This window comes from Moorena producens 3L (assembly GCF_000211815.1).
GTDB lineage: Bacteria > Cyanobacteriota > Cyanobacteriia > Cyanobacteriales > Coleofasciculaceae > Moorena > Moorena producens.
In genome coordinates this window covers 134,481-147,745 of sequence record NZ_GL890940.1, presented here as the reverse complement: position 1 = coordinate 147,745, position 13,265 = coordinate 134,481, and the positions used below count along the sequence as shown (strand labels likewise).

Sequence of the window (13,265 nt, the reverse complement as noted above, 5' to 3'; positions counted from 1 at the left end):
GCCTATTTCCTAAAATCAAAAAAATATCAGGGTAAACGCATCTAATTTGGTATAAATGGTAACAGACAAAAATATCATTAACTCCATTTTTTGGGTAAATTCCCATAAATCCCATCCTAAATCAGTTTTTTTGTTCAAAGTCAGCGGAAAATTCGTTGACTTTGAACAAAAATCAAAGTCGGATTTGCGTACGCAACCAGAATGTAGAGTACTCTCAAATCGACCTTGGATAACACGGCCAATAATTGAGAAGAAATTGGGCTTATTGATAATAACCAGGGTGATTCTATATTTTTTATACTATTGTTTACTTTTTAACTGTAAGTTTTGATACAAATTTAGATGCGTTTACCCTGGGTTGATCAGGCCATCACTACATGTTTATCACTACCGTCACCCTTTGAGGGACAGAAAACTTATCCAGCAAGAGTTTCCTCAATTCTGCCGGAACTGGACTCTAGCACCCGTACCTTAACCGTTGTCCTCACCCTGGACCCTCGGCAGTAAGGGAAGTGTCCCCTGGACAGGTAGCGAGGTGGAAATTAGCTGAAACTATTCCTACTGCTGGTTACTGGCTGCCCACCACCGCTCTAGTGCAAGGAGTACGTGGTTTGTGGTCTTGCTACGTCTTGGGGGAATTGGCTGAATCGGATCTTTCTGGTGCAACTCACGTCTTCAGTGTCAAACGGCGGGATGTGGAAATTTTGCAGACACAGAGTAACCGCATTCTGGTTCGTGGTACTCTCCGACCAGGGGATCAAGTCATCGTCGGCGGAACCCATCGCCTTGTCCCTGGACAACGGGTGCGCTCAAAAAGAGTTGCTGGGGTCAAAGTGCGATAGTAGTGTCTTGGGCTAAGTAGAACAAGTATTATTATTTAAGTTTAACCTTCTTGCTAATCTAATTAGTAGTTAAGATAAACTCTGTAACAAGATTGTATAGAAAAACACTGTTTACCCTAACCAGCATAGTCCTACTCACGAGTATCCTGGGCGCTTGCGCCAAGGAACCTTCCCCCCCTGAAACTAAGTCCAGTCTCAGGCTGACTCCAGAAGGTTTGGGTAAACTCAACAAAACTAGCAATTTTGATGCTGATACCATCAAGAGTGCTTTGCCCACTTATACCGTAAAAAAAGAAACCACCTCTGCTGAAGGGGAAACTTACGATATTTTCAGAGCCTACTGGCAAGATAGCCCGGTAGTGGAAATCGATGCCGACTCCTCCCAGCAGAAAATCGGCAGGATTGAAGTGCTAAGCGATCGCATCCCTGGTCCAAAGGATGTGAAAGTAGGAATAGCCTACTCAGACACTCCTGGACACGAGAAACTAGACTGCTTCCCAGGTGAGGAAGGGTCCACTGGGCAAGTTATTTGTTGGTTTGAGGAAAATGCCTCGATCATATACGTCTATCAACCCCTTAACTGGGAAGGACCTTATGATAAGTTGCCTCCCCTTGAGGTTCTGACCAAGGCTAAGCTAGATAGTCTACTTTGGGTAGCACGCTAGTGAGCAAATAGCAAATACTAATTACTAATTAGCGCTCTAATTACCGCTCTTTCAGGGCTGGGGAATGGCTCAATGGTGTTTTTGCTGAAGATTCCAACAGCAAACCATACTCAATGCCTTCCACCACAGCTTCATAGGACGCTTCGAGAATATTACTGGAAACCCCCACAGTTGTCCAGCGCTGTTCTCCATTGCTCGATTCCACTAGCACTCGTGTCTTAGCCGATGTGCCAGCAGCACCATCGAGAATCCGCACTTTGTAGTCAGTTAGATGGAAATCAGCAATCTCTGGGTAAAACTTCACCAAGGCTTTGCGCAAGGCGGCATCAAGGGCTGACACTGGTCCATTGCCTTCTGCTACTTCCAAAATATCCTGGTTGTTAACAGATACTTTAATGGTTGCCACAGAATTACTGTAGGGTTTACTGACCCCTTGTAGCATATCGCAATGTATCTGACAGCCTTTGAGTTCAAAGGGATGTTCTCGATATCCCAAAGCATCTCGCATCAACAAATCAAAACTGGCTTCCGCTGCTTCAAATTGATACCCTTCATTTTCCAGATCTTTGAGCCGTTCCAGGATTTCGCGACAGGCGGGGTCTTTTTTATCCAGGTCATGACCGAAACTACGGGCTTTTGCTAATACATTGCTCAATCCCGACTGGTCAGAAATTACGATCCGACGCTGGTTACCAATCTGTTCTGGCTGAATATGTTCATAGGTCAGAGGATTCTTTGCCACCGCTGACACATGGATGCCACCTTTGTGAGCAAAGGCTGAACGACCCACAAAGGCAGCATGGTCATTGGGAGCAAGATTGACAATCTCGCTAATTAAACGACTAGCTTGGGTCAGTCTGGCCAGCTGGTTATCTTCAATACAGCGTAACCCTAGCTTCAACTGTAAGTTAGGAATCACAGAACAGAGATTGGCATTACCACAACGTTCACCATAACCATTAATCGTTCCCTGAACCATACAGGCTCCCTCAGATACCGCAGCTAAGGCATTAGCAACCGCTGTATCTGAATCATTATGGGTATGGATTCCTAACATGGGTTGGAGGTTAGGCGGTTGAAGGTTAGCCGGTTGAAGGTTAGCCGGTTGAAGGTTAGCCGGTTGAAGGTTAGCAGGTTGTTCGCCTTTGGCGTTCCCGTAGGGTAGGTTAGTTTCGGTTCCAGGTTGAAGGTTCGCAGGTTGAAGGTTAGCAGGTTGTTCGCCTTTGGCGTTCCCGTAGGGTAGGTTAGTTTCGGTTGCAGGTTGCAGGTTAGCAGGTTGTTCGCCTTTGGCGTTCCCGCAGGGTAGGTTAGAACCTTCAACATTCAACCTTCCAACCTTCAACTCATTGTCAACATTCAACCTTCCAACCTTCAACTCATTGTCAACATTCAACCTTCCAACCTTCAACTCATTGTCAACATTCAACCTTCCAACGTTCAACTCATTTTCAACATTCAACCTTCCAACTTTCAACTCTTTAGCTACATCTCTAACAATCTGAGCAATTTCCTCGGGTAGGGTGCCACCGTTGGTGTCACACAGTACTAGCCATTCTGCACCCGCATCTCTAGCAGCTCTCAGGGTTTTGAGGGCATACTCTCGATTGGCTTTATAGCCATCAAACCAGTGTTCTGCATCGTAAATCACCCGACGCCCTTGACTACGGAGGTATTCTATGGTATCCCGAATCATGGCTAGGTTTTCCTCTAGGCTAGTTTTCAGCCCTTCGGTGACATGAAGATCCCAGGATTTACCAAAAATAGTCACCCAGCGCGTTCCTGCAGCTAAAATAGCTTGCAGCATCCGGTCTTCTGCAGCAATCATGTTTGGGCGTCGAGTTGAGCAAAAGGCTACTACTTCTGCTTGTTTGAGAGGTTCTTCTTTGAGCTTCCAGAAAAATTGCACATCTTTCGGATTTGCCCCTGGCCATCCTCCTTCAATGAAGGGAATACCTAACTCATCCAGTTGCCGAGCAATGCGTAACTTATCTTCTAGAGACAATGAGATTCCCTCACGCTGGGCACCATCCCGCAGCGTTGTATCGTAAATCCAGATCGGGTGAGAAGCTGTTGAACTCATGGGCAGTTAGAATAGTTGAGTTGATCGTAAAGAAATGTAAATTGTAGTTAAGGGTAAGCTTTGATGGACTAAAGCTTAGTCAAAGGCAAGGCACGCAGATAACCTTCCGACATTTACCCGCGCTTAGCAGTGTAGGAAGGTTACCGTACTCTTAACCCTTGATAGATCAAGGGTATCAAGCGATGCAGAGGTGCGACCCGTGGCGAATTTAATTCGCCGACGGAAAACGCACCATTACGGTCTTGGGGGTTTCCCCCATGAGCGACTGCATCAAGACAGAGGACTCGACCAAACTATCTAAAATCTAGATATTTATAAACGCAGCTTATCTAGAACCATCAAACAATAAGACCACCTTGGTGTATTGCCAGATTGGCTCTGTTAACAACATTAAACATAGCTGCATCCAATTGTATTAAAAAATAAGCTACAGATAAGGAGTAATCTTGAATAATGCCTAAAGTAACAGCACAAGGAAAAAGCTTTGAATCTGACCAGGGCAGTAATCTGCGCAAGGTCTTACTAGAGCATGGGGTTGCCCTATACAACGGCAACGCTAAAGTAATTAACTGTAGAGGATTAGGCAGCTGTGGTACCTGTGCGGTTGAGCTAGACGGGGAAGTATCCGAGCCAAATTGGAAAGATAAAGCTAGGCGATCGCTTCCGCCCCATTCTCCGACAGCAAATCGCCGCTTAGCCTGTCAGACTAAGGTTTTAGGTGATGTTTGTGTTACCAAATATGATGGCTTTTGGGGGCAAGGGGATCAAACTGTTTGGACCCCATAATCATGAAGTTGCTAATGGTGACTAGAACTTTGGTTGTCGTTCAAAGCTAGGGTGTGTCGTTAGTAGTGAATGTAAAATTATTTGTACTTAGGTAATTATTGTCATTTATGACTGCTATAGTTATCAGGGTAAGCGCCATGAAAATTGAGCCAAAATGTAATATAGGGCAAGGATTATGATAATATTAAGCCTTGATTATTAGCGCTATTGCAATTTATATTAATAGTGTTAAGAAGAATGCCGCATTATTGATTATTGCGTTTACCCTGCATCCCTTACCCAATTTGGCGTTATGGGATCTCACTATTATAATTATAGATGCAGTAGATAAAGGCGATGGCATTTTATGAGTGTTGCCGAAATCAAAGAAGCAGTAATGAAACTCTCTACGGGAGAGTTAACAGATCTGGTTCAATGGCTTGATGAATTCTATGAATCTCTATGGGATAAGCAAATTGAGGAAGACTTTGAATCTGGCAAGCTAGATCATCTAATTAAACAAGCAAGGCAAGAATTCAGAGAGGGGAAGTGCCAGGAAATTTAAAGCATTTCACTACTTCACAGTTTTGGTAATACTACCGTCAGTTGCCACAGGAAATTCAAGAATTAGCAGATAAAAACTATGAGTTGCTTAAGCAAGAACCCAAACATCCATCTTTGAAATTTAAAAAGATCAAAAGTTTGTGGTCGGTAAGAGTAGGTAGAAATTATAGAGCTTTAGGTTCTGATGAACCAGAGGGAGTTCTATGGTTCTGGATAGGCCCAAACAGCAAGTACGATGATATCTTAAAGCAAATATAGCTTTTGTAGTGCGATGGTTGTAGTGAATGAAAGATGCGTTCGCGTAGCGGCTCGTACCGAGCATCGCGTTTTGGAGAATGCGTTCGCGTAGCGGCTCGTACCGAGCATCGCTTTTTTGGTGAGCATGACTGGAACTGAATCCAGCAACAGTTAAAATCTAAGAAACAGGAGGTCATCAATGGTTGCTGTAAATCAAATTAGACAAACGTTAACCCTGGCGGAATTTTTAGAACTTCCTGAAACCAAACCTGCTACTGAATATGTCAATGGACAAATTAAACAAAAACCTATTCCTCAAGGAGAACATAGTACCTTACAAACTCGTCTTGCTACAGCGATTAATGAACTTATTTTACCGAAAAAAATTGCTCATGCTTTTACTGAATTAAGATGTACTTTTGGGGGACGTTCTATTGTTCCAGATATTACAGTATTTAGTTGGAATCGTATTCCGAAAACAGAAAAAGGAAGAATAGCCAATAAATTTGAGCTTTATCCTGATTGGGTAATCGAAATTCTTTCTCCTGAACAATCTGCGAATAAAGTTATCAAAAAAATTCTGTTTTGTCTGAACCAGAGAACAGAGTTAGGCTGGTTAATTGATCCTGAAGATGAATCAGTGATGATATTTCAACCGAATCAATTGCCAGAAATAAAATCAGATCAAGAAATTTTACCTGTGTTAGATAGTATTAAAGATTGGAAATTATCTGTTGCCGAAATGTTTAGTTGGTTAAGTGTTAAATAATTTTTGGTTGGCGTTTCTTTTTTCCATTGAACTGAGTAAGAGATCAAATATCAATGATCGTAAGCATATGCGCTACGCGCACGCTGCTTGAGGTGCCGTCAGCCGTGAGCTAAAAGCTCACGCTGCTTGAGGTGCCATCAGCCATTCCCATAGCGTGGCCTTTGGCAAAGGCGCATAAGCTGAAAGCTGTTCGCGTAGCGTGCGCGTAGCGCATAAGCTGATAGCTGATAGCTTACCAATGATCAATGACCAATTACCAATTACCCAAGCTTGAAAAGAGCAATCCTACCGGAATCGATATGATATTCCAGTTGAGGAATTATCCCTCTGGCTCGATGCCTGCTGCTCTTAGCTGCGCTGCCAATTGCTCAGCTCGTTGCCGTTCCTGTTCAGCTCGTTGCCGTTCCTGTTCAGCTCGTTGCTGTTCCTGGATGACCAACTCTGAACCCCACAGCAACAGTTCTCCTTGCTGATCCCACCAACGTAACCAGTAACCAGTTCGGTTTTCCCTAGTTCCTTGCCAGATACCCAGAAATAAGCTCATTTGATCAATCCAGTAACGGTTATTGGCATCGGGTGGTTCGAGTTGATAACGTCCTGAATCATCTAACCGATAGGCTTCTATTACTCCAGTGTCTGGCTCAAAAATTACATAGTTGGGAACCTGTAACACTTGCTCATAGTAAAACCACTTGCCCGGAGGATAGGTTGGCTTGTTGGAATACTCCCCAGCTTCAGTATCACAGAGAAATTCCATGACAATAGCAGGAATATCCCCTTGAAGTCTTGGGGTATAATTACGTTTAAGTTCTTCTCTTGACACCCGAATTGATGGCACATATCCCCAATCTGGGGCTTTTACCACGATTTTGCGATTCAAAGTGGCACAGATGCCATAATTGGTAGTAGTCAGGGCATTAGCTGGTAGTTTGCCAGCAATTTCCAAACTTTGTGTCAGAGCAGCAGCCAGGGAGGTTGATTGATATCATCCACTGGTTCGTCGTCAAGAAGGAAATCATCAGTTGACACTCCCCGCCCTGGAAGGACGGGGATTCTTGCTTCCACGGGGTGACTTGTTTAACCAGGCCGGAGCCAGAAAAAATAGAGGTCTCCTCTTCACAAGCGTACTTGGTCTATGACCCAGGTTTCGGTGTGCCCCACCGTACCTAATCTAGTTAACAAGTTAGATAAACTTTTTCTTGATCATAGGGTTTTCGTAGATATCCAAATCGTTAGATTTGATTATGCAATAAGCTTATCTCTTAGCTTATTTTTTACATCATCTACTTATTTTAAGATCATGTTTATCTAGACCATTAATTTTTTTTCGTTAGGCATCTATAATAACACGATGTTAGAAAACCGTCAAGTCTTAATTTCAAAAAAAACCGTCCTATAAGGACGGGGCGCGATTACCCAAATTTTTTGGTAACTTTTCCCAGGTAACTTGGTAAGTAGCTGTGCTAGCTATCATAATTAGTTCCTCTCGGAGCCTGCTCTTATTATCATAAGTTAGCGAATTCCAGAGAACTGACGGGGTAACAGTTTACTTCACTCGACCCCGGAATCGGATAAACCCATAGGAATTTGGCGGTTCTCCTGGTGCAGTAGCTTCGGGCACATCTCCGACTTCGACCACCACAACTCCATTTTGGTTGACAGATACATTACATCCTGCGGGCACTGAGGTCCCTGGTGAGTAATAGCGACCGCGATCGCTATCGGGGATATTAGTTAGATAGATATTCGGTTCAGCTGAACCACTGGTGGGTAAAGGATCGGTAGTCTCGAACAAGGCAATCCCGACATCACTAGCTGGGAAACCAGCAGTTTGATTGAAGGCATCCGGAATAAAAGTAGTTTCTGCCGGAACTCGGTCACAGATACGCAGGCTCTTAGCGTAATTGCTGCCATTGGAGAGGAAGTACACAGTATATTCCAACTCATCCCCTGGCATGACTGTGCCAGAGTTAATTAATCCCCGCAGATATACATTGGGATTAGGCCAGTTAGGGTCATTATCCTCAGGAGCGCGATCGCTTCCAACATGATTGTCAGTACCAGGACTATCAATACCATCAACAAAAGGTGAGCCAGATGTAGGTAACGATTCCCAAACATTACTGTCTTTGCGCTTAATAGCGGTAATACGTTTGACCAGTATCACGTTGGGGAGACTTTCAACATCAAACCCAAAGTTAATATCAGTCACAGCAGTAGTAGTCACCTCAATCGGTATATCATTAGAGGTTCCTAACATCAACTCATCTGGTATCTCAGTATCGTTGGTATCGACTTGCACAATGTATTTCCCTGGCTCTAAGCTGGTGAAGCTGTAATTCCCACTATTATCAGTATCAGTAGTGGCTTGTTCAGTATCACCAGCATCGATAACATCATTACTGTTAACGTCAAGGTATAGTACTACCCTAATGTTGGCAGGTAAAGTAGATTCACCATTGTCGAAACTATCGTTTTGGGGATTATCGTCTTGGTAGAGAGTACCCGATACTTCACCAGTAGATGTAACTGGAAGGGCAATCATCCCCACATCCAGGTCTCGTTTGTCTTCCGATGCACCCAGAGCAAAGACTTCGGTATATCCCGTAGTTGGGTCAGCATCAGAATCAATCGTGTCATCATTGCCCACATTTTGGAAACCAATCTCATAGCCAGATGGGGCAATAAACTCTAAGAAATAGTTTCCTGCTGCTAAACTAGAGAAGGAGTAGAAACCAGGATTGCCAGCCACATCGTTGGTAGTCACTGTAGTGGCGAGTAGACTATCATCCCCGCCACCCGGTTGACCATCGGCACCCGGGTTATAAAGGTTCACCGTCACACCATTGAGACCCAATTCACCAATGTTTTGGAGTCCATCACCATTATTATCAATCCAGACAAAATCCCCTAAGATCGGCTGAGGTACTATTCCTGCATCTACATCCTGGTTACTGTCTCCAGCATTCAAGGTAATGTTAGCCGTTTGTCCAGTAGCGTCAGCATCCGAGTCGAGAGTGTCATCACCCTGGTCTTGGGGAGAGAAAGCATGACCAGGGGGTGCAATGAACTTTAGATAATAGGTGCCTGGTGTCAAGTCCCGGAAGCGATAGAAACCAGGATTATCATTGAAGTCATTACTGGTTTGGGTCGAGTCGATCAGAGTGTTACCAGTATCATAGAGTTCAACAGTGACGCCATTGACACCAACTTCACCCCCATCTTGAGTACCATTGTCATCGGTATCCAACCAAACGAAATCACCTAAGCTAGCGGTAGTTGGGTCTACAGAGGTTAGTCCAGCATCGAAATCACGGGTGTCTGTAGTCTGGTTGACACTAAAGACGTTTGTCTGTCCAGTATTGGGATCAGCATCGGAGTCAGCGGTCTCATCACCACCCTGGTCTTGAGGAGAGAGATTTAGGTTGTCTGGGGGAATGAATTTAACGAAGTAATCTCCGGCTGGCACTTCCGAGAAAAGGTAAGCGCCATCATTACCGGTACCATCCGGAGCAGTTAAGGTAAAACCATAGAAACTATCGTCACTGGTACCAGGTTGACCATCACCCCCGTCTTGCCACAACTCAACCAGCACCCCATTGATACCTGGTTCACTATTATCTTGAATCCCATTACCGTTTTGGTCATCCCAGACCAAGTCTCCAATGATTGCAGGGGTGGGGGGTTGAATTTGAATTCCGACTTTGGGGGGTTCTGCGGGTAACAGGGTAGCTGCGGCACCGGATTGATCCGTTCGTGTAGAGACGAAAGCAAAGGAATTCCAGGCAATCTCGCCGTTGGTTGGTGCTCCAGCCGGTGCTCGCATCGGCCAGTTCAGCATCACCGACTCTAGGGGGTCGAGAACCAGGTTACCCAAGTTAAACCTCAGAGCGGTAACCGCACTGGGGTCACTGGGAAAGGTAGTACTCCAGTCATCGACGCAGCCACTAGGCCAATTGAGGTCTTGACCATCACTAGGATTGGGACGGCAAGGATTGGAGTTGGTGGTGTATTCAACAGTGACACCAGGAATCGCCACGGTAACCGGACCAGCGAGATTAGGACGCCATTGGGAACCCCTGGCTGAACTAGTATTGAGCACTTGAGTATCGCCGATGGCAGGCAACATATCGACTACAAGTATATTAGTCATCGGCACCGTGCCTTGATTGGTGATAGTGAGCTGGTAATCTACCTGTCCCCCCGGAACCGTGGTGCCACTAGTGGAGAAACTGGTATCGACCTCACCCTGAACTACCTTTTGTGAATCGAGGGTTGCGATCGCAGCTACTTCAACGTTTGCTGTTCTTCGACAAATAGTCTCATCGGTGATGCCATCCCCATCCACATCAACCGTATCCTGACTTCTGCGGTTACTACTGTTGCAATCGAACACACTATCGTTGGACATGATGAATAATTCATTAGTCAACGAACCTGTACTCACCCCCTGCTCAACTACTGTATCGACATAGATTCTGAGCCACTTATTCTCTGGTATTTGGGTTCCTGTAATTTGCCAACGCAGCAAGGTGCGACCGGTGCCGTTGTAGTTCGGAATCGCCTCGAAGTTGATCTCAGCGTTATCGGGCACAGTACTTGATCCCACACTATCAAACCTCCAGGCACCCCCATAGTCAAGCCCTGCTGGCAGTAAATCGGCAATAATGGGATTGACATAATCTGCGGTAGCGCTCGACTCGTTGCGAAACTGTAGCCGAAATTCTATGGTGTCACCAGGAGCATAGGGACCACTCTGAGTTTCGTCTCTTTTGTTTGGATTTACGATGGCTTGTAATGCCGAGATTTCTGTCTGTTGGCACTTTTCCAGGGGGTCTGTTGGTGAATTGGGCTTCCAAGTCAGTTGGGCACAGTTTTTGATCGTCTCCCCCATCGAGCGGTCAGGCTGAACCTCTACAAACAGTTTTGGTCGATTACTGCTTGCTGTAGCTTGAAAACCTACTGGTACATTGGTGTACTCGAACTCAACCCCTGTAATGTATTCCCCTGCTCCTAAGGTGATGTCCGTCCCAATGGTGAGGGTGGTGTTCTGAGGGTGTGAGGTACCGGCTGTCAAGGGGTTGAGATTAGTTTTGTAGCGGACAATCACATCCCCGGTGTAATTGTTGTATCTGCCTGTGCTAATTTTAGTGACCCGCACCTGATCTAAGAGGTTAATCCCATCGTCATTGACTTGATCTAGGTCGTCAGTGACTGTTAGAGTAGTCATCGGTACATTACCGGTATTTCTTGGGTCAAGCCGAAACTCAAATTCATTGCCAATAGCCACCTGACCCGAGAATGATTTAGAATTCAATGTGCCTTGATAGTTCGCGTCTGTAAAACCATGTTCAGCCTCACCATTTAAGTTCAACTCGGTGCCATCAATCAGTTCTCCTGTTGCGGTAGCTGGGTTAATCACAGTACTATTGGCACCAGTAGTGTTGAAGGTAGCACTAGGATACTCAACAGAGACTTGTGCGTTGAAACAATTTCTGCCACTCTGAATACTGAGGTTACCGACATTCCAAGTGACAACCCCGGAGTTATGGGTACCCCCATCGGTAGCACTAACAAAACTTGACCCAACCGGAAGAGTATCTTGCACAACTACATTTTGTAGGTTGATACCACTCTCAAGATTCTGGGCATGGCAAAGCTCAAGCTCATAGGTCACTGGTGAATCAAGAGCCGGATCACCATTGCTAGGAATCACCCGATTTTTCTCCAATGTCCACTTATTTAAAGCAGCGTTTGAATCGACATCAGAGGTAACCGTTAGAGCATTGGAGGTGGCATTCCCTGCATTAGCACTCGTCCCTTGGGCTTGGTTAATCGCTGGTGTATTGTCTACAGTCGTACCGGGGGGAAACTGGACTCGAATCTCCAAGTTGACAGGGGAACCTGCTGGAATCGGTGAATTATACTCAACGGTAGCCAGTCCTGTATCCTCGTCATAGTTGACAGTAGCAGGACGTCCAGGAAGGATGCTGACATTGTTAGAAGACCAATCAATTTGAGGAGGGAGTTGGTCAGTAATCACCACATCCTGGCAGTCCTCATCCCCACTACAGGAGACGCGGATGGTGTAGATAAATTCTTGTCCTGATGGAACTTCTGTCACGATCTGACCATCGGCATCATTAGCGACTTTTACCAACTGGAGTTGGGCATCAGCCCATACTGGAGTAGCGTAACCGGCGATCGCACTGACTAACATCACACTGCCAATCAGTGTATGGCGAGGAAACTGGGAAGGGAAAATTTTCCCTAGAGGATAGGGTAGGCTTTCTGAACCCACATTGGCTGCGATCGCTTGGAGATAGTTCAATAAAGATTTCATGACTGGCCGGGATGAATAATTGGAATCGGGAAATTAAGCTAAACACGTTTTTAAGAACAAATCGGGTATAGAGAGATTACTCAGAGGATATCTCCCAAGTTTTTTGATACTGAATTTTGCCCCCCTGACCCCCCAAGCGAGCAATCCCTCGCTTGGGGGGAACAAGAGTCAATTTGCTTCTAAAAGTCCCCCAGAATTGGGGGACCAACGGGGGCTTGGATGTAGCAAATGAGACTTCTCAGACAACCTCTCAGACGATAGGGAGTTAAATACAAATCAACTGAAACACCAATCAAGTTTAAGGGCGCACGGTGTGTGCCCCTAAACTTGATTGTGCTAAAGGCCAAGTGAAAACCCGCCATAGTTAGTCAGTCAATCTCCCGAGTGAGAACATATAGCGCTACGCGCAAGTCAGCAAGGTTCTTGGGTCAGAAGTCAAAGGTGCGCTTTCCGTTCTCCGTAGGAGACGCGGGGCGCGTTCGGCGAATTAAATTCGCCACGGGTCGCACCTAAAAGTAAGCGATTACTTACGTTTCGGAGTTATGGAATGTCAAACATCTTAATGGGTAGTGCTATAGCTTTTTATTTAATTAGTGTAATTTATTCAGCTAAGCGATCGCACCCTGATTTTCCGCTGGTTTTAACTCATCTAGTTAAACTCTTGTTATTGACCTAATCTAGGATTTCCTGATTTAAGCTGCTGTGGCCTCGATATAATTACTGAAATTTCAGCGGAAATTTAACAATTTTAAATAGGTGATATCCGTAAATTGCACATGATCATGTTTTGTGATCTGTTTCCTCAGTGCATCAAAAGTTGGACTGATTGCTGCCTGTGATCAGAACTTGCTTTTGCAACCTAGGAAATACAAGAAAAAGCTCAACTCGAACACCAACGAGCTGAACAACTCCCAGAACGGTTACGACAGCTGGGCATTAATCCCGATGAAATTTAACATAGGGTGTTGCTAACGCGCAACAATTATTCTCGTTATCTGTT

The 13,265-nt window shown here is 45.1% G+C and carries 10 protein-coding genes and 1 pseudogene; 8 read left to right on the top strand and 3 right to left on the bottom strand.

Going from position 1 to position 13,265, the window contains the following annotated elements:
- The first annotated feature begins 342 nt into the window (after positions 1–342).
- The 3 genes from LYNGBM3L_RS50850 to LYNGBM3L_RS20290 all read left to right on the top strand — a co-directional run bounded on the left by LYNGBM3L_RS50850 (position 343) and on the right by LYNGBM3L_RS20290 (position 1,507).
- The gene (locus tag LYNGBM3L_RS50850) at positions 343–507 is read left to right on the top strand and encodes a hypothetical protein (protein WP_499881631.1); all 165 of its coding nucleotides are present in this window, start codon (positions 343–345) and stop codon (positions 505–507) included.
- Positions 508–512: 5 nt separating this feature from the next.
- Positions 513–842, top strand: coding sequence for an efflux RND transporter periplasmic adaptor subunit (locus LYNGBM3L_RS20295; protein ID WP_008187263.1), 330 nt, complete (start codon positions 513–515; stop codon positions 840–842).
- A 92-nt stretch (positions 843–934) separates the two neighbouring features.
- A complete protein-coding gene (locus LYNGBM3L_RS20290; protein ID WP_008187261.1) occupies positions 935–1,507 on the top strand; it encodes a DUF1131 family protein in 573 nt (190 codons plus the stop codon).
- Positions 1,508–1,547: 40 nt separating this feature from the next.
- Here the strand turns inward: LYNGBM3L_RS20290 and cimA are convergent, their stop codons facing one another.
- Complete coding sequence (cimA, locus tag LYNGBM3L_RS47670; protein WP_008187258.1) at positions 1,548–3,587, bottom strand: citramalate synthase; 2,040 nt, start codon at positions 3,585–3,587, stop codon at positions 1,548–1,550.
- 453 nt (positions 3,588–4,040) lie between these two features.
- Here cimA and LYNGBM3L_RS20280 point away from each other — a divergent pair, with 453 nt between their 5' ends.
- From LYNGBM3L_RS20280 to LYNGBM3L_RS20265, 5 genes are all read left to right on the top strand, one after another.
- Positions 4,041–4,373, top strand: a complete 333-nt coding sequence (locus LYNGBM3L_RS20280) for a 2Fe-2S iron-sulfur cluster-binding protein (RefSeq protein WP_008187257.1) — start codon at positions 4,041–4,043, stop codon at positions 4,371–4,373.
- Positions 4,374–4,564: 191 nt separating this feature from the next.
- Positions 4,565–4,723: a hypothetical protein gene (locus LYNGBM3L_RS47665; protein ID WP_008187254.1), complete on the top strand. Its 159-nt coding sequence runs from the start codon at positions 4,565–4,567 to the stop codon at positions 4,721–4,723.
- Positions 4,720–4,917 carry a hypothetical protein gene (locus LYNGBM3L_RS20275; protein WP_008187253.1) on the top strand — a complete coding sequence of 66 codons (198 nt, stop codon included), beginning with the start codon at positions 4,720–4,722 and terminating at the stop codon, positions 4,915–4,917. The genes LYNGBM3L_RS47665 and LYNGBM3L_RS20275 overlap by 4 nt, the downstream gene beginning before the upstream one ends.
- A gap of 41 nt (positions 4,918–4,958) precedes the next feature.
- Positions 4,959–5,174 (top strand): ParE family toxin-like protein, encoded by a 216-nt coding sequence (locus tag LYNGBM3L_RS20270; RefSeq protein WP_008187250.1) that lies wholly within the window; start codon positions 4,959–4,961, stop codon positions 5,172–5,174.
- A 178-nt stretch (positions 5,175–5,352) separates the two neighbouring features.
- On the top strand, positions 5,353–5,922 hold the full coding sequence (locus LYNGBM3L_RS20265) for a Uma2 family endonuclease (RefSeq protein ID WP_008187248.1): 570 nt from the start codon (positions 5,353–5,355) through the stop codon (positions 5,920–5,922).
- Between the two features lie 319 nt (positions 5,923–6,241).
- Here LYNGBM3L_RS20265 and LYNGBM3L_RS20260 read toward each other — a convergent pair.
- Positions 6,242–6,987, bottom strand: a pseudogene (locus LYNGBM3L_RS20260) (Uma2 family endonuclease).
- Positions 6,988–7,468: 481 nt separating this feature from the next.
- Entirely contained in the window at positions 7,469–12,265 is a 4,797-nt protein-coding gene (locus LYNGBM3L_RS50470) for an SdrD B-like domain-containing protein (protein WP_008187244.1), read from the bottom strand.
- Positions 12,266–13,265 lie beyond the last annotated feature (1,000 nt).

What these genes read in the sequence shown, in the direction of transcription:
- LYNGBM3L_RS20265 (WP_008187248.1), top strand. Translation starts at nt 5,353, where the DNA reads ATGGTTGCTGTAAATCAAATTAGACAAACGTTAACCCTGGCGGAATTT.
- LYNGBM3L_RS20275 (WP_008187253.1), top strand. Translation starts at nt 4,720, where the DNA reads ATGAGTGTTGCCGAAATCAAAGAAGCAGTAATGAAACTCTCTACGGGA.
- LYNGBM3L_RS50850 (WP_499881631.1), top strand. Translation starts at nt 343, where the DNA reads ATGCGTTTACCCTGGGTTGATCAGGCCATCACTACATGTTTATCACTA.
- LYNGBM3L_RS50470 (WP_008187244.1), bottom strand. Translation starts at nt 12,265, where the DNA reads ATGAAATCTTTATTGAACTATCTCCAAGCGATCGCAGCCAATGTGGGT.
- LYNGBM3L_RS20280 (WP_008187257.1), top strand. Translation starts at nt 4,041, where the DNA reads ATGCCTAAAGTAACAGCACAAGGAAAAAGCTTTGAATCTGACCAGGGC.
- cimA (WP_008187258.1), bottom strand. Translation starts at nt 3,587, where the DNA reads ATGAGTTCAACAGCTTCTCACCCGATCTGGATTTACGATACAACGCTG.